The 16,564-nt window shown below is 70.7% G+C and carries 16 protein-coding genes and 1 pseudogene; 6 read left to right on the top strand and 11 right to left on the bottom strand.

What is annotated here, in order from left to right; translation table 11 throughout:
* The first annotated feature begins 3 nt into the window (after positions 1–3).
* The 5 genes from A5680_RS01020 to A5680_RS01000 all read left to right on the top strand — a co-directional run bounded on the left by A5680_RS01020 (position 4) and on the right by A5680_RS01000 (position 4,779).
* A complete protein-coding gene (locus A5680_RS01020; RefSeq protein WP_055400439.1) occupies positions 4–276 on the top strand; it encodes a HypC/HybG/HupF family hydrogenase formation chaperone in 273 nt (90 codons plus the stop codon).
* Positions 277–290: 14 nt separating this feature from the next.
* A complete protein-coding gene (gene hypD / locus A5680_RS01015; RefSeq protein ID WP_067815196.1) occupies positions 291–1,418 on the top strand; it encodes a hydrogenase formation protein HypD in 1,128 nt (375 codons plus the stop codon).
* Positions 1,415–2,155, top strand: coding sequence for a DUF6390 family protein (locus tag A5680_RS01010; protein WP_255379789.1), 741 nt, complete (start codon positions 1,415–1,417; stop codon positions 2,153–2,155). The genes hypD and A5680_RS01010 overlap by 4 nt, the downstream gene beginning before the upstream one ends.
* Before the next feature lie 21 nt (positions 2,156–2,176).
* A complete protein-coding gene (locus A5680_RS01005) occupies positions 2,177–3,304 on the top strand; it encodes an alkaline phosphatase family protein (RefSeq protein ID WP_055400443.1) in 1,128 nt (375 codons plus the stop codon).
* A gap of 596 nt (positions 3,305–3,900) precedes the next feature.
* On the top strand, positions 3,901–4,779 hold the full coding sequence (locus tag A5680_RS01000; protein WP_055400445.1) for a PPE family protein: 879 nt from the start codon (positions 3,901–3,903) through the stop codon (positions 4,777–4,779).
* Here A5680_RS01000 and A5680_RS00995 read toward each other — a convergent pair.
* From A5680_RS00995 to dxr, 10 genes are all read right to left on the bottom strand, one after another.
* Positions 4,776–5,534, bottom strand: a complete 759-nt coding sequence (locus tag A5680_RS00995) for a gamma-glutamyl-gamma-aminobutyrate hydrolase family protein (RefSeq protein WP_067815193.1) — start codon at positions 5,532–5,534, stop codon at positions 4,776–4,778. The genes A5680_RS01000 and A5680_RS00995 overlap by 4 nt on opposite strands.
* 133 nt (positions 5,535–5,667) lie before the next feature.
* Positions 5,668–6,228: an alpha/beta hydrolase gene (locus A5680_RS00990; RefSeq protein WP_197281102.1), complete on the bottom strand. Its 561-nt coding sequence runs from the start codon at positions 6,226–6,228 to the stop codon at positions 5,668–5,670.
* Positions 6,229–6,348: 120 nt separating this feature from the next.
* Positions 6,349–7,857 (bottom strand): cobyric acid synthase, encoded by a 1,509-nt coding sequence (locus A5680_RS00985; RefSeq protein ID WP_067815191.1) that lies wholly within the window; start codon positions 7,855–7,857, stop codon positions 6,349–6,351.
* Between the two features lie 91 nt (positions 7,858–7,948).
* Positions 7,949–8,806, bottom strand: coding sequence for a type I methionyl aminopeptidase (map, locus tag A5680_RS00980; RefSeq protein ID WP_055400453.1), 858 nt, complete (start codon positions 8,804–8,806; stop codon positions 7,949–7,951).
* Between the two features lie 10 nt (positions 8,807–8,816).
* On the bottom strand, positions 8,817–9,437 hold the full coding sequence (locus tag A5680_RS00975) for a DUF1707 domain-containing protein (protein WP_055400455.1): 621 nt from the start codon (positions 9,435–9,437) through the stop codon (positions 8,817–8,819).
* A 151-nt stretch (positions 9,438–9,588) separates the two neighbouring features.
* Positions 9,589–11,403: a penicillin-binding transpeptidase domain-containing protein gene (locus A5680_RS00970; RefSeq protein WP_055400456.1), complete on the bottom strand. Its 1,815-nt coding sequence runs from the start codon at positions 11,401–11,403 to the stop codon at positions 9,589–9,591.
* Between the two features lie 99 nt (positions 11,404–11,502).
* Positions 11,503–12,357 (bottom strand): GNAT family N-acetyltransferase, encoded by an 855-nt coding sequence (locus tag A5680_RS00965; RefSeq protein ID WP_067815188.1) that lies wholly within the window; start codon positions 12,355–12,357, stop codon positions 11,503–11,505.
* Positions 12,358–12,414: 57 nt separating this feature from the next.
* The gene (ispG, locus tag A5680_RS00960) at positions 12,415–13,581 is read right to left on the bottom strand and encodes a flavodoxin-dependent (E)-4-hydroxy-3-methylbut-2-enyl-diphosphate synthase (protein ID WP_067815185.1); all 1,167 of its coding nucleotides are present in this window, start codon (positions 13,579–13,581) and stop codon (positions 12,415–12,417) included.
* Between the two features lie 19 nt (positions 13,582–13,600).
* Positions 13,601–14,824, bottom strand: a complete 1,224-nt coding sequence (locus A5680_RS00955; protein ID WP_067815183.1) for an RIP metalloprotease — start codon at positions 14,822–14,824, stop codon at positions 13,601–13,603.
* 19 nt (positions 14,825–14,843) lie between these two features.
* Positions 14,844–16,049, bottom strand: a complete 1,206-nt coding sequence (gene dxr, locus A5680_RS00950) for a 1-deoxy-D-xylulose-5-phosphate reductoisomerase (RefSeq protein ID WP_067815180.1) — start codon at positions 16,047–16,049, stop codon at positions 14,844–14,846.
* 78 nt (positions 16,050–16,127) lie between these two features.
* Between dxr and A5680_RS25960 the strand changes: the two genes are divergently transcribed.
* Positions 16,128–16,382 (top strand): DUF2631 domain-containing protein, encoded by a 255-nt coding sequence (locus A5680_RS25960; protein ID WP_067815177.1) that lies wholly within the window; start codon positions 16,128–16,130, stop codon positions 16,380–16,382.
* Positions 16,383–16,397: 15 nt separating this feature from the next.
* Here A5680_RS25960 and A5680_RS25560 read toward each other — a convergent pair.
* A pseudogene (locus A5680_RS25560) lies at positions 16,398–16,564 on the bottom strand (cytochrome c biogenesis protein CcdA); the annotation flags it as partial.

Here is a 16,564-nt window from a genome sequence, read left to right as displayed (position 1 = left end):
AAGATGTGTCTGGGGATTCCGGGTCGGATCGTCGAGATCACCGATCCGGCAAACTATTTGGCGAAGGTCGACGTCAGCGGCGTGCAGCGCACCATCAGCGTCCGGCTGCTCGAGGACGACATGCCCGCACCGGACGATTGGGTGCTGGTTCACGTCGGGTTCGCGATGGCCAAGATCGACGAGACCGAGGCGCTGCTCACCCTGGCCGCCGTCCAGAAGCTCGGGGACGCCTACGCCACCGAGCTGGAAGCCTTCGACTCGTCGGCCATTATCTAAAAGGGGGCACGAGCATGAAATTCGTTGACGAGTTCCGGGATCCGGCCGCGGCCCGCAAGCTGCTGGGCGCCATCGGGCGGCTGGCCGGCCCCGGCGAACAGTTCAAGTTCATGGAGGTGTGCGGCGGGCACACCCACACGATCTACCGGCATGGCATCGAGCACCTGTTGCCCGACAACGTCGAACTGGTGCACGGGCCCGGCTGCCCGGTCTGCGTGATCCCGATGGGTCGCATCGACGACGCGATGTGGCTGGCCGGCCAGCCCGACGTGATCTTCACCTGCTTCGGCGACATGATGCGGGTGCCGGGCTCGGCCGGCAGCCTACTGGACGCCAAGGCGCGCGGCGCCGACGTGCGATTCGTCTACTCGCCGCTGGACGCGCTGAAGATCGCGCTCGACAATCCCGACAAGCACGTCGTGTTCTTCGCCATCGGTTTCGAGACCACCGCGCCCTCGACCGCGGTCACCCTGGTGCGCGCCCGGGACATGGGCCTGGCCAATTTCAGCGTCTTCTGCAACCACGTCACGATCGTGCCGCCCATCAAGGCCATCCTCGAGTCGCCGGACCTGCGGCTGTCGGGGTTCATCGGGCCCGGGCACGTGTCGACCGTGGTGGGCAACCGGCCCTACCGGTTCGTGCCGGAGGTGTACCGAAAGCCGTTAGTGGTGGCCGGTTTCGAACCGCTGGACATTCTGGCGGCGGTCGCGATGCTGTTGACCCAGATCCGCGAGGGCCGCTGCGAGGTGGAAAACCAGTACAAGCGCGTGGTGCCCGAGCACGGCAACCCGGCGGCGCTGGCCCTGATGGGCAAGGTGTTCGCGCTGCGCCCGCACTTCGAGTGGCGCGGGCTGGGCTTCATCTCGCAGAGCGCGCTGCGCCTGCACGACGATTTCGCGCAATTCGACGCCGAGCTGCGGTTCGCGATGCCGGGCGTGCGGGTCGCCGACCCGAAGGCGTGCCAGTGCGGCGAGGTGCTCAAGGGTGTGCTCAAGCCTTGGGAGTGCAAGGTTTTCGGCACCGCCTGCACCCCGGAGACCCCGATCGGCACCTGCATGGTGTCCCCGGAGGGGGCCTGCGCGGCCTACTACAACTTCGGCCGCATGCATCGCGACGCGGTCAAGCTCGTGGGGCAGACTTGACCGACGGTGACGCCCGCGGCGTCGAGATGTTCGCGCGCTATGCCCACGCGCCCAACGCGCTGGGCTATTGCGGTCCGCCCCTCGGTGCCACCCTGCGCGACGGCTCGGTCGAAGAGGTGCGCCGGGCGGCGACGAGGTTTTCCGGGGCGTGGCCATACCTGCGGGTGCTCTCGACGCTCACCGGGATCGCCGACCCGCTGGATCATCGCCTCGTCGAGTCGTACTGGCTGGCCGGCGGCGTGGGCGCAGATCTGGACCCGCAAGAATTCTTCGGCGCGTTGCTGGCGATCATCGGCCCGCAAGCGGGCCGCTACTGGTCGCACCTCACACCGGAGCTGGCCCCCGAGGCGGCCGCCAATCACTGCTTTCACGTGTTCGGGGTGTATCCGTGGACGCGGTTCTTGGGCCGCGGCATGGATGAACATCCCCTGGGCGTGCTCGACAACTGCCGCATCACGTGGGGCACGGTGCTCTCCCGCGACCAGGACCGGATCGAGGTGCGATGCCGACGCCTGGTGCTCGACGGTGAGGCGCTGGCGCTGTCCGAGCCGTCGTCCCGGGTGTACGACGTCTGGACCGACGGGTACAGCGCGGTGCCCGACGCGGCCGCCGGTGACGAGGTCGCGCTGCACTGGGGGCGGCTGTGTGGCCGGTTGTCGCAGGGCCAGGTCCGCGCCCTGTCCGACGCGACGGACCGTCAGCTGCGGATCACGAGCAACCGACTGGCGCGTGTGTAATTTCGTGTCAGACTGGCCCCCGTGGCCGGTTCCCTCTGTGACGTGTTGCCCGCCGCAGCCGCCCTGCTCGGTGCGCCGGGCGCCGTCGACAGACTGGCGCTGGCCGACTGGGCCGGCGACGTCGACCGGGTCGCGGTCGTGCTGGTGGACGGGCTGGGCTGGCACCTGCTCAGCGAGCTGGCCGGCAGCGCCCCGCTGCTCTCCTCGGTGCTCGCCGGGCAGACCGGGCGTCTGACCGAGCTCACCTGCACGTTTCCGTCGACCACCCCGACCAGCCTGGTTTCGCTCGGCACCGGGGTGCAGCCCGGCGAACACGGGATCCTCGGCTTCACGCTGAACGTCCCGGGCACGGATCGGGTGCTCAATCACATCCTGTGGCGCGACGATCCGCCGCACGCCGAGTGGCAGCCGCTGCCCACCTGGTTCGGGCGGCTCAACGAGTCCGGGATCGGCGCGCGCGCCGTCTTGCCGGCCGCGTTCATGGGCAGCGGGCTGACCGATTCGGCCTACCGCGGCGCCGAATTCCGCCCGGTCGAACCGGCGGACGACAACGCGCAGCGGCTGGCCGACGAGCTGCACGCCGCGCCGGGCCTGGTCTACGGCTACACCGGCGCGCTGGACTTCGCGGCGCACGCGTTCGGGGTCGGGTCGTCCCACTGGCACGACGCGGCGGCCCAGATCGACGCCCTGCTGACCCGGCTGGTCGACCGGCTGCCCGGCAACGCGGCGCTGCTGGTGACCGCCGACCACGGCGGCTTCAACGTCCCCCCGGACGCGCGGGTTGACCTCGACACCGACCCGCGGCTGACCGCGGGGGTCCGCGTCGTCGCCGGCGAGCCGCGGGTGCGCTACCTGCACACCGAGGCCGGCGCCGCGGCGGACGTGCAGGCGGCCTGGGCCGAGATCCTCGACGGTAAGGCGCACGTCTACAGCCGCGAGCAGGCGGTGGCCACGGGCATGTTCGGCCCGGTCAACCCCGCGCACCTGCCGCGGATCGGCGACGTCGTCGTCGTCTGCACCGGGGATGCGGCCGTGCTGGCGACCGGACACGAGCCGCCGGAAACGGCCAGGCTGGTCGGCTTCCACGGCGCGGCGACGCCCGCCGAGATGGCGATCCCGCTCATCGCGTTCAACCACAACGGACTTTGATCGTTTTCACAGCTCGCCGGGATGGCCCGTCCAGCCTCGGGTAGTAATTTCGGGCCCACTGTGACAGGCGGGGGTGCGGGTAAAGCTCGACGACGGCGGTCGGCCGTCGCCATCGTTGCGGCGCTCGGCGTGTTCTGCGCGGTCACCACGGGCTGGGCGGCGCGCGGAACCGCGCCCGCGCTGCCGCAGCCCGCGGCCGGCGTGAATGTGGCTCGCGCACAAGCACATAACGCGAACCCCGCCCCCGGTTCCGCACCCACCCATCACAAGACCACCAAGACGGCGTGGATGACCCGGGATCGGCCGCCGACATGGGCCCGCTCGGCGCCGCCTGCTATCGGGTCGCCACTACCGACTTCGTTTGCGCCCGCGGTATTCCGGCTGCCCCGCGCGCCGTCGTGCGCTTCGGGGGCGGTTGCACCGGACGATCTGCTGACGCGGCTCTGCATCGCGCGCTGCTGAGGGCTCGATCGCCCGCGGCGGCCGCCGTCGTTGCACCGCCGCGTGTGCGAGTAGGCCTGTAACCCCCATGCCTACGTCCCAACAGAAGAGTCCACATTCGCGGCTCATACCGCCGTCGTTAGGCAGAGACAGCAATGAATTTCACAACGCTTGCGCCGGAAATCATCTCCGGTGACATCCATGACGGCCCCGGCTCGGGGTCGCTCGCCGAGGCCGCGACGGCCTGGGCCGCCCTGGCCGTTCGGCTGCACACCGCGGTCGCCGACTACCGCGCGGTGACCTCGAAACTGGTGGCCCGCTGCGACGGCCCCGCGCCGGCCAGCGCGGCGCCCTACATCGATTGGCTCACCACCACCGCGATCCTGGCCGAACAGGCCGCCGCCGGGGCCGCCGCGGCCGCGAGCGCCCACCGGGCGGTGTTGGCGGCGACGGTGCCGCCGGCGGCGATCGCGGCCAATCGCGCGCTGCGCGGATCGCTGATCCTGGCCAACCGCCTGGGACAGGGCGCCCCGGCCATCGCCGACACCGAGGCCGACTACGAACGGATGTGGGCCCGCAACGCCGCGGCCATGTACGCCTACGCCGCGGACTCGGCGGACGCGGCGGCCCTCGCACCGTTCACCTTGCCGCCCGGCGGGGCGGACCAAGCCACGTGGGCGCTGCGCTCGGCGCCCGAGGTCGTGGCGGCGGGCCGGCAGCTGATGTCGGCCGCGCCCGGCGCGTTGCGGGCGCTGTCGGCGTCTCCGCTGGCGACGTTCGACGTCTCCCTCGCGTCGGCGACCTGCCCCCTGTCGAAGCTGAGCTCGCTCACGGCGCCGTCGGGGGTGGCGATCGCCCGGCTCAACTCCCTCAACAAGGCCGCCGCGCTGCGGTGCCTGCTGCCCGGCCGGCGTGGCGTCGGCGGCGCGGCCGTTACGGTCGGCCGCGCGGCCTCGGTCGGGGTGCTTGCGGTGCCACGGACGTGGACCGCGGCCGCCGCCCCCGCGGTGGTCTACCGCGGAACCGTCGCCTAACGCCCGTCGCGTGCGGCATACGACCGCGCGGCGTCCACGATCGCGGCGAACAAGCGCATGTCGTCCAGGGACTGTTCCGGATGCCATTGCACCGCAAGCACAAACGTGTCGCCGGGCAACTCCAGCGCCTCGACGACGCCGTCGGGATCCCAGGCGCTGACCACCAGGCCCGCACCGACCTTGTCGATCGCCTGATGGTGGTAGCACGGCGCGTCGGTGGACTCCCCCACCAGCGCGGCCAGCCGGCTGCCCGCGACGGTGCGCACCGGCAACCGGGTGAACACCCCGTTGCCCGCCCGGTGCCCGTCGTGTCCGAGGACGTCGGGCAGGTGCTGGTGCAGGGTGCCGCCGAGCGCCACGTTGAGCACCTGCGCGCCGCGGCAGATGCCCAGCACCGGCAGGCCGCGGTCCAGCGCGCCCCGCAACAACGCGAATTCCCAGGCGTCGCGGTCGGCGCGCGGTGGATCGGTGGCCGGATGGGGTTGCTGGCCATAGGCCGCGGGGTCCAGGTCGTAGCCGCCGGTGATCACCAGCGCGTGCAGGCCGTCGAGGACCGCGCCGAGGGTCTCGGGTTCCGCCGGTTGCGGGGGGAGCAACACCGCGGCGCCGCCGGCCGCGACGACGCCTTGAAAGTAGTCGGCCGGCAGATAGCCCGCGGGGATGTCCCAGATCCCCGCCTGGACCCGCTCCAGGTAGGAGGTCAGGCCCACCACCGGCCGCCCCTTGGCGTTCACAACCGCGCATCCTTTCCGCATCGGTGTGCTGAGCGACCGCTCGGCACAACGGCTCCGGGCTCCGGTCGAAACGGTACCGGCCCCAGGCGATCAGCGCCGCGCGGCGGGGACCAATTCGATTGTGCGAATGGGGGTTCCGCGCGCCGACCGGCGGCTACCAGGTGCTGGTACGCAACACGATCTCGGCGGCCAGCTGCGCCGTCGACTCCTGGACCGTGCGCCTGCCCAGGTGCACCACGCGGTATTCGGCGTACACATACTGCTGGCTGGCCTGGGCGACGGCCCTGGTGGCCGGCGAGCTGACCAGGACCGTGGTGCCGATCTCCACCGGCGGGCAGTGTTCGTCTTGGACCACGCCGTCGCGGTTGGGCACCCGCGGGTGACCGCGGTCGATCACCACGAGACCCACGAACCGCCCGAGTTTCGTCGCCGCGAGCTCCCAGGCCAGCTCGGCGCCGGCGCGATCGCCCATCACCACGGCCCATCCGATGCCGAATGCGTCCAGGATGCCGACCACCGACTTGGGCGTCAGGCGCGCGTCGAGACCGATGACGACCGTCCGGAGTGAGGCGGTGTGCAGGCGCTCGCACACCGCGTCATACGCGGCGGGGACGCGATCCTCGTCGCCCAGGATGACGACGACGACGCCCTGTTCCGGACCGGCCACGGCTACCGGGACGGGGAACCCGTCGAGCGTGGTCATCATAGAGGGCATCTACGCACGCTACAGGGAATCGGTCTGCGCGCGCGACGATTTCTACAACATCCTTGCGCGCGCAACGGGTTTGCATCGCCGTCAATTCGACCTTCACGCGCGCACAACTGAGTGAATGTCCTACGGCCGCAAGCGAGTTGCGATGTGCGGTCGGCGCGGCGGTGGACCGTCGAGCAAAGCGAAAACCGCGCCGACGTCGAGATGAGCGGCGAGCAGATCGGCGATCGCGTCGAGCTGCGCATCACGCCGGGCGGCGACGTTGGTTTCGGCGGCGACGAACCCGCGCCCGGCCGCATCCGCCACGCGGATGAGCCAGGCGCGGCGGAACTCGTCGTTGTCGAGCAGGCCGTGCCAATGCGTGCCGAACACCGCGCCGCGCACCAGCCCGTGCGGTTGGCAGTCGCGCCCGCCCTCGGCGCCGAACCAGCTCTCCTCGGCGAACCGCGACACCCTGCCGTGATGAATTTCGTATCCGGTCAGCGGTGGCGGCCACCGGCGCAGAATCTTGGCCTCGCCGAAGGCGATGTCGGCGTCCAACAGCCCCAGCCCCGCGACCTCGCCGGCCCCGGATTCCACGGCGTCATCGATGCGCCGGCACAGCATCTGAAAACCACCGCAGATGCCCAGCACCGGTTTTGCGGCTGCGGCGTGCGCGGTGATCGCCTCGGCCAGGCCGCGCTCGCGCAGCCAGGCCAGGTCGGCGACGGTGGACTTGCTCCCCGGGATCACGATCAGGTCGGTGTCGGCCAGGTCGGCGGGGTCGGTGGCCCAGCGCACCAGCACGCCCGGTTCGCAGGCCAGCGCCTCGATGTCGGTGGAATTGGAGATCCGCGGCAGCCGGATCGCGGCCACCCGCAGCCACTCGCGCCCGCGCGGCGGTTCCGGGGTGCCGACGACGCGGTGCGCGACCACCGAAAGCGAGTCCTCGGCGTCCAGCCAAAGCTCGTCGGCGTAGGGCAGCACCCCATAGGTCGGGCGGCCGGTCATCGCATGCAGCTGGCGCAGACCGGGTTCCAGCAGTGCGGGGTCGCCGCGGAATTTGTTGACGACGAAGCCGGCGATCAACGCCTGGTCGTCCGGCTCGAGCACCGCGACCGTCCCGAACAGGTGGGCCAGCAGGCCGCCGCGGTCGATGTCACCGACGAGGATGACCGGCAGGTTCGCGGCCCGGGCCAGCCCCATGTTCGCCAAATCCGTGGCGCGCAGGTTGATTTCGGCCGGCGACCCGGCGCCCTCGCAGATCACCGCGTCGAATTCGGCACGCAGGCAATACAATTCGTCGGCGACGATCCCGGCGAGGCGGTCGCGATGCCGCACATAGCTCGCCGCCGTCACCGAATCGGCGACCTGGCCGCGGATCACCAGCTGCGAGGTCCGGTCGCTGCCGGGTTTGAGCAGGATCGGGTTGAACCGGACGCTGGGCTCCAGCCCCGCCGCCCGCGCCTGCAGCGCCTGCGCGCGGCCGATCTCGCCGCCCTCGACGGTGACCACGGAGTTGTTGGACATGTTCTGCGCCTTGAACGGCGCCACCCGCACCCCGCGGCGGGCCAGCAGCCGGCACAGTCCCGCGGCGACCACCGATTTCCCGGCGTCGGAGCTGGTGCCGGCGACCAGCAGCGCCCCGCTCATCCTTCGGCGGTGTTCGCCGGGCCCTGCCCGTCCACCAGACGCAGAATCGCACCTTTGCCCCGGCAATCGTGCGATTTTCTGTCTGCTCGCGCTAGAGGCACGTGAGGATTTCGACGCCGGTGTCGGTGACCAGAAGGGTGTGCTCGAACTGCGCGGTCCACTTGCGGTCCTTGGTGACCACCGTCCACCCGTCGTCCCAGATCTCGTAGTCCAGCCCGCCGAGGTTGATCATCGGTTCGATGGTGAACGTCATGCCCGGCTGCATGACCGTGGTGACCGAGGGCTGGTCGTAGTGCAGCACCACCAAGCCGTTGTGGAACGTGGTGCCGATGCCGTGGCCGGTGAAGTCACGAACGACGTTGTACCCGAACCGATTCGCGTACGCCTCGATGACGCGGCCGACGACCGACAGCGCCCGCCCCGGCTTGACGGCGTTGATCGCGCGCATCGTCGCCTCCCGGGTGCGCTCCACCAGCAGCCGGTGCTCCTCGGATACGTCGCCGGCCAGGAAGGTCGCGTTGGTGTCGCCGTGCACGCCGTCGATGTAGGCCGTGACGTCGATGTTGACGATGTCGCCGTCCTCGACCACCGTCGAGTCGGGGATGCCGTGGCAGATGACCTCGTTGAGCGACGTGCAGCACGACTTCGGGAAGCCCTTGTAACCCAGGGTCGACGGGTAGGCGCCGTGGTCGACCATGTAGTCGTGGGCGATCCGGTCCAGTTCATCGGTCGTGATCCCGGGCGCCACCGCCTTGCCCGCCTCCTGCAACGCGCCGGCCGCTATCCGGCCGGCGACGCGCATCTTCTCGATCACCTCCGGCGTCTGCACCCACGGCTCGCTACCCTCCCGCACCGTGGACTTCCAGGCGTACTCCGGGCGGGGGATGCGGACGGGCACCGGCAGAGTCGGGGACAACTCTCCGGGGGCAAGCGCGGTGCGAGCAGGCATGCCGACCAGCTTAACCGCGCGCTCGCCCCCGATGCGGGCCCTCGAGACGGCCGCGGATCAACGAGCGCCGCGGCCCTCGGATGGTGACCGAGCCGCACACCACCCGGCCCGTCAACACCACGTGGGGCCGGCCCTCGCCCGGCGCGTCCCTGCGGCGGTCGCGGGCGCTGCCCACATAGACCTGGACGTCATCGATCGAGGCGCTGGCCCCGTCGGGCAGCCGGATGTCCACCGAGCCGCCTCGCACGTCGAGTTCGATGACCACCACCGGGCCGGCGAACCGCGCCCTGGTCAGGTCGAGATCGATCGAGCCCAGCCGTCGGACCAACGCCAGGCGGGTGGGCACCGTCCATTCGCCCTGGCGTTTGAGCGAGCCGGCCCAACCGCGCAGCTCGACGCGGTCGGCCGCGGACGTGACGATCGCGCCCGGTCCGGGCAGGTCGCCGACCAGCCCGTCCAGCTCACCCCGGGTGCGCGCGTAGGACACCTGCGACGAGCGCTGCTCGAACTCGTCGATGTCGATCAGTCCGAGCGCGACGGCGTTGTGCAGTCGCCGCATCGTGCCGTTGCGGTCGGCGTCGGATACGCGCAGCGAAACCGGAGCCACCATGTCGCCGCCGGTATCCGTCATGATCGCAATTTACCGCCGAGCGGCCCGTCGGCGTCAGGCCAGATGGCGCCGCCCCGCTGCGCCCGCCGCGGACGGCGCGCTTGCGAGCGGCGCTAGGCCAGATGGCGCCGCCCCGCTCCGCCCGCCGCGGGCGGCGCGCTTGCGAGCGGCGCTAGGCCAGGAAGTCGGGCGGCAGCGATTCGAACATCACCTTGGTCATCCGCACCGCGTATTCCGAGCTGCCGCCCCCGACGATCAGCGAGGCGAACGCCAGGTCGCCGCGGTAGCCGGCGAACCAGGAATGCGAGCCGCCCGGGAACTCGGCCTCACCGGTCTTCCCGTACACCGCGCCGCACCCGGCGATCTCCTTGGCGGTCCCGTTGGTGACGACCAGCCGCATCATGGGCCGCAGCGCGTCCACCATCTTCGGGCTGATCGGGGTGGTGTCGCCCTGCACGGCGGTCGGCCGGCCCGCGATCAGCTGCGGCGTGGGCGTCTTGCCCGCGGCGACGGTCGCCGCCACCAGCGCCATGCCGAACGGGCTGGCCAGCACCTTGCCCTGGCCGAAGCCATCCTCGGTGCGCTCGGCGAGGTCCACCGTCGGGGGCACCGACCCGGTCACCGTCGTGATGCCGTCCACCTGATAGTCCAGCCCGATCCCGTAGCGGGTGGCCGCCTGCGTCAGGCCGCGCGGCGGCATCCTGCTGCTGAGTTCGGCAAAGGTGGTGTTGCACGAACTGGCGAACGCCCGCGACATCGGCACCACACCCAGGTCGAAGCCGCCGTAGTTGGGGATGGTGCGGTGGCCGATGTCGAGGTGGCCCGGGCAGCCCAGCATGGTGTTGGGGGTGGCCATGTCGCGGTCGACGGCCGCGCCGGCGGTGACCATCTTGAACGTCGACCCCGGCGGGAACAGGCCGGTGGTGGCCAGCAGGCCTTCCGCGTCGGCGCCCCCGTTCTGCGCGATCGCCAGGATCTCCCCCGTCGACGGCTTGATGACGACCATCATCGCCTTGCCGCCGCGGGTGTCCACCGCGCGCTGGGCGGCGTTTTGCACCACCCGGTCCAGCGTGATCGAGATCGACGGCGCCGGCGACCCCGGCACTTCGTGCAGCACCTCGACCTCGACACCGTTTTGGTTGACGCTCACCACCCGCCAGCCGGCCTCACCGTCGAGCTGGTCGACGACGGCCTTCTTCACCTCGGCCATGACGGCGGGGGCGAAATGCGGGTCGGTGGGCAGGATTTCGGGCTGGGGCGTGACGACGACGCCGGGGAGCCGGCCGATCGCCGGGAAGACCTTGTCGTTGTCGTCGGGGTGCAGCGTCACCAGGTCCACCGGCTGGGTCGCCGAGCTGGCCTGCTCGGCGAGCAGTTGCGGGTCGCTCAGCCCGCCGTTGAAGGGGTGCAGGACATCGACGATCGCGTGCGCCGTCCCGATCAGCGCCGCGCCGGATCCGGCCTGGGTGGCGTCGAGCGTGTAGTGGTACAGGTAGCCCGGGACCAGCACGTCGCTGCCGCCGAGCTCGTTCACCGAGGCGCGCCGCGGCGCGTCGGCCCGCAGCGCGAACGTCTGGTGCTCGCCCAGTTTGGGGTGCAGCCCGGTGGTGGTCCAGCGCACCTGCCAGCGGCCCTCGTCGCGGGCCATTTTCAGCTGGCCGTCATACGTCCAGGTCCGGTTCTTGGGCAGGTGCCAGGTGAAGCGGTAGGCGACCGTCCCGGTGTCCTCGGCGTACTTGGCGTTGAGGATCTGCGTGTCGAGGTGGGTCGCCTGCAGCCCGGCCCACGCCGCGTTCAGCGCTTCGCGGGCGTCGTTGGGGTTGTCGCTGAGCTGGGCGGCGGTGGCGGTGTCGCCGATGGCCAGGGCGGCGAAGAACTTCTCGGCCGCCGGGCCGGGGCCGTCGGGCCGGGGGGTGCAGCCGGACATCGCGACGGCCGCCAGCAGCAGCCCGGCCGCCACGATTACCAGTGGGGTTTTTGTGACCATTGGTACAGATGTTATGAAGCGGGGCTGCTCGGCCACCGCCGACACACCGAGACCTGACCGTTATGGGCGGGTAACCCGGCCGAGCGGGATGAAGGAGCGCTAGTCCAGCAGCACCGTCGCGAAGGTGCCCACCTCGGCGAAGCCGACCCGGGCGTACGCCGCGCGGGCGACCGTGTTGAAGCTGTTCACGTACAGGCTGGCGGTGCGCCCGCTGCCGACGATCACGGCGGCCACGGTCGCGGTGCCTGCGGTGCCGATGCCCAGGCCCCGCCATTCGGGGTGCACCCACACCCCCTGGATCTGGCCGACGCCCGGCGACTGCGAGCCCACCTCGGCCTTGAACACGACCTGGCCCTGCTCGAAACGGGCCCACGCGCGCCCCGCCGCGATGAGGCTGGCCACCCGGCGGCGGTAACCCCGCCCGCCGTCGCCGAGGCGGGGGTCGACGCCCACCTCGCCGATGAACATGTCGACGGCGGCCACCAGGTAGGCGTCCAGCTCGTCCGGCCGGACCTGGCGCACGCCGGGGTCGATGTCGCAGTTGGGGTGCCGAGACAGCGCCAGCAGCGGCTGACGGTCGCGCACGTCGCGCGCCGGGCCCCAGGCCGGCTCGAGCCGCTCCCACATCCGCATCACCAATTCGGCCCTGCCGACCAGCGACGAACAGCGCCGGGTTCCGCTCATCGCCTCGTCGGCGAAGGCGTCCAGGTCGGCCGGGGCGCCGCGCAGCGGGATCAGGTTGGCGCCGGCGAAGCACAGCGAGTCCTCCGCGCCGCGCAGGGTCCACAGTTCCCCGCCGATGGAGTTGGGATCGATGCCGTGGTCGGCCACCCGGGCCGCGACCATGCACGACCCGACCGGATCGTCGTCGAACACCCGCCAGACGGCGGCGGCGTCACGCACCACGGACACCCGTCGCTCGCCGACAAGGCGGAACAGGGGCGGAGCCGACATCTGGCGAACTCTCTTCTGATGCGAACTAATGGACCGGCGGCTGGGAACCGGCCCCCATCAGCTTACGGTGACGATCGGCGAACCGCTTGATGTTGTTTCAGGACCGTGATCGGTCCCCATCTCCGACGCGAGGCGCATGGCCTCTTCGATGAGGGTCTCGACGATCTGCGCCTCGGGCACGGTCTTGATCACCTCGCCGCGAACGAAGATCTGTCCCTTGCCATTTCCGGACGCGACGCCCAGGTCGGCCTCGCGCGCCTCGCCCGGACCGTTCACCACGCAGCCCATCACGGCGACGCGCAGCGGCACGTCCATACCCTCCAGGCCGGCGGTGACCTCGTTGGCCAGGGTGTAGACGTCGACCTGCGCGCGACCGCAGGACGGGCAGGACACGATCTCCAGCCCGCGCGGCCGCAGGTTCAGCGACTCGAGAATCTGGATGCCGACCTTGACCTCTTCGACCGGCGGCGCGGACAGCGACACCCGGACGGTGTCGCCGATCCCCCGCGACAGCAACGCGCCGAAGGCCACCGCGGACTTGATGGTGCCCTGGAACGCCGGGCCGGCCTCGGTCACGCCGAGGTGCAGCGGATAGTCGCACTGGGCGGCCAGCTGCTCGTAGGCGGCGACCATCACGACGGGGTCGTTGTGCTTGACGCTGATCTTGATGTCGCCGAAGCCGTGCTCCTCGAACAGCGAGGCCTCCCACAGCGCGGATTCGACGAGCGCCTCGGGCGTGGCCTTGCCGTACTTCTCCATGAAGCGCTTGTCCAGCGAGCCGGCGTTGACGCCGATGCGGATCGGGATGCCCGCCGCGGCCGCGGCCTTGGCCACCTCGCCCACCCGGCCGTCGAACTCCTTGATGTTGCCGGGGTTCACCCGCACCGCCGCGCAGCCGGCATCGATGGCCGCGAAGATGTACTTGGGCTGGAAGTGGATGTCGGCGATCACCGGGATGTTGCTGTGCTTGGCGATCTCGGAGAGCGCGTCGGCGTCCTCCTGGCGCGGGCACGCCACCCGGACGATGTCACAGCCGGCGGCGGTCAGCTCGGCGATCTGCTGCAGGGTCGCGTTGACGTCGTGGGTTTTGGTGGTGCACATCGACTGCACCGAAATCGGATAGTCGCTGCCCACCCCGACGTCGCGGACCATGAGTTGCCGCGTCTTGCGCCGGGGGGCGAGCGTGGGCGCCGGAGCGTCCGGCATGCCCAGGCCAATGGTCACTTTCGTTCCTTCACTTCGACTATTGGAAGAGCCTGATCGGATTGACCAGATCGGCGGTCACGGTCAGCAACATGTAGCCGACCACGAACACCAGCACCACGTAGGTGGCCGGCATCAGCTTGAGGTAGTTCACCGGTGCGGCCGCGACCTTGCCGCGGGCCGACCGGATGAGGTTGCGGATCTTTTCGAACACGGCGATGGCGATGTGGCCGCCGTCGAACGGCAGCAGCGGCACCAGGTTGATCGCGCCCAGGATGAGGTTCAGCTGGGCCAGGAAGAACCAGAACGCCACCCACAACCCGTGGTCGACGGTGTCGCCGCCGATGATGCTGGCGCCGACCACGCTCATCGGGGTCTGCGGGTCGCGCTGCCCGCCGCCGATCGCGTGCACCAGCGCGCCGACCTTCGTCGGGATGGTGACCAGCGCCTTGCCGACCTCGCCGGTCAGGTCCCCCGCGAACGCGAGGGTGCCGGGCACCGCGGACAGCACGCCGTAGTGGGTGGGCGCGAGCTTGACCGCGGCGACGCCGATGGCGCCGACCGTCGCGGGCGCCGGCTGACCGCCCTGGCCGTTGGCCCCGTTGGTCACGAAGCGCTGGGTGGGCGTCACGTCGACGTAGGTGGTGATGGTGTTGCCGCCCCGCTCGACGACGACCGGAACGGTGCCGTGCATCTTGCGGATCGCCGCGGCCATGTCCTCGAAGGTGGACACCGGGGTGTCGCCGACCTTGACCACGACGTCGCCTGCGCGGATCCCGGCCACCGCGGCCGGGCCGGGGCCGGTGCAGTCTGCGATCTTGCCGGGCGCCACTTCCGGTGCGACGCAAGCGGTTTCACCAATCACCGCCCGGGTCGGCGGGTGCAGGTTCGGCAACCCCCAGACCAGTGCGATGCCGTAGATCAGGACCAGGCAGATGACGAAGTTCATGGCCGGACCGGCGAACAGCACCGCGACGCGCTTCCAGACGTCCTGCTTGAACATCGCCCGGTCGGTTTCGTCGGGGGCCAGCTCCTCCACCGAGGTCATCCCGGCGATGTCGCAGAAGCCGCCCAACGGCACGGCCTTGATGCCGTACTCGGTCTCCCCGCGCCGCGTCGACCACAACGTGGGCCCGAACCCGACGAAATAGCGCCGCACCTTCATGCCGGTGGCGCGGGCGACCCACATGTGGCCGCACTCGTGCAGCGCCACCGAGATCAGGATGGCGAGGGCGAACAGCACAATGCCGATAACGAACATCATCTGGTCTGCAGGACCTTTCTCACACCATTCCGGAGGCGTTGACGGGGGCCTGGGTGGGCCGTGCCCGTGCGACTCGATCGATTCGGCGCCTGGCGTTGTCCCTAGCCCAGCGCTGCGCGTCTAGTACCTCATCCACGTTAGCGGGTGAAACCGCCCATTGGTCTGCGGCGTGCAGCACGTCGGCGATGGTTTTCACGATGACGGGGAATCCCACCCGGCCCTCGAGGAACGCCGCCGCGGCTTCTTCGTTGGCCGCGTTGTACACCGCGGTCATGCAGCCGCCGGTCTGGCCGGCGTAACGGGCCAGTTCGACCGCGGGGAAAACCTCGCTGTCCAGCGGCTCGAAGTCCCAGCTAGCGGCGGTGCTGAAGTCGCACGCCGCGGCAACCCCGGGCACCCGGGCCGGCCAGCCCAGCGCCAGCGAGATGGGCAGCCTCATGTCCGGGGGGCTGGCCTGGGCGATGGTCGAGCCGTCGACGAAGGTGACCATCGAATGAACAATCGACTGTGGGTGCACCACGACCTCGATGCGGTCGTACGGGATGCCGAACAGCAGGTGGGTTTCGATGAGCTCGAGGCCCTTGTTGACCAGCGAGGCCGAGTTCAGGGTGTTCATCGGGCCCATCGACCAGGTCGGGTGGGCGCCGGCCTGTTCGGGGGTGACGCCCTCCAGCTGGGCGGCGGTCCAGCCGCGAAACGGCCCCCCGGACGCGGTCAGCACCAGCTTGGCGACCTCCTCCGGAGCGCCGCCGCGCAGGCACTGGGCCAGCGCGGAGTGCTCGGAGTCGACCGGCACGATCTGGCCCGGTCGCGCCGCCTGCACAACCAGCGGTCCGCCGGCGACCAGCGATTCCTTGTTGGCCAGCGCGAGCCGGGCGCCCGATTCCAGCGCGGCCAGCGTCGGCCGCAGGCCCAGCGCCCCCACCAGCGCGTTGAGAACGACGTCGGCCTCGGTGTCTTCGACCAGGCGGGTCACCGCGTCGGGACCGCCGTAGGGGACGTCGGCGACGTGCGCCGCGCGTTCGTTGGCGACGGCGACGTTGGTGACGCCGGTCTGCTCGCGCTGCCGCAGCAGGGTGTCCAGGTTCGCGCCCCCCGCGGCCAGCCCGACGACCTCGAAGCGGTCCGGATGGGCCGCTATCACCTCCAGCGCCTGGGTACCGATCGAGCCGGTGCTGCCCAGCACCAGCACGCGCAGGCGGCCCTCGGGTGTCGCGGTTGTCACTCACTCATTGTGCCCGCTCGGTCCCGCGACCGGTGTGCCAGAATCTCTCCTACCAGCCGATCACGAAAGGGATTCACCGTGGCCAGTACCGAGGTGGAACAGTTCACCGGCGTCGACACCGTCGAGGTGCCGTCGGCGAAGTGGGGTTGGAGCAGGATCAATCACCGCACGTGGCACATCACCGGCCTGGTCATCATCGTGTTCCTGCTGGCAATGCTGCGGGGCAACCACGTCGGCCACATCGAGAACTGGTTCCTGATCGGGTTCGCCACGCTGGTGCTGGTCGCCCTGGTCCGCGACCTGTGGGGCCGCCGGCGCGGCTGGATCAGGTAGGGCCGCCGCCCCGGCGCGCGTCCGGCGGTACCAGGTGCCGCCGATGACGACGATCGTCAGCGCGCCCGCGGCCAGCGCCCATGGCCACATCCCGTGTTGGTACACCCAGCCGGCCAGCGTCCCCTGTAGGCGCCCGGCCGCGGTGATCACCGCATCCCGCGGGTCGGCGTTCGCGCCCAGCA

Origin of the sequence: Mycobacterium sp. E2989 (assembly GCF_001667595.1) — a bacterium.
GTDB lineage: Bacteria > Actinomycetota > Actinomycetes > Mycobacteriales > Mycobacteriaceae > Mycobacterium.
Note: the sequence above shows the minus strand (reverse complement) of the source record. Positions and strands in the feature narration are given on the sequence as shown.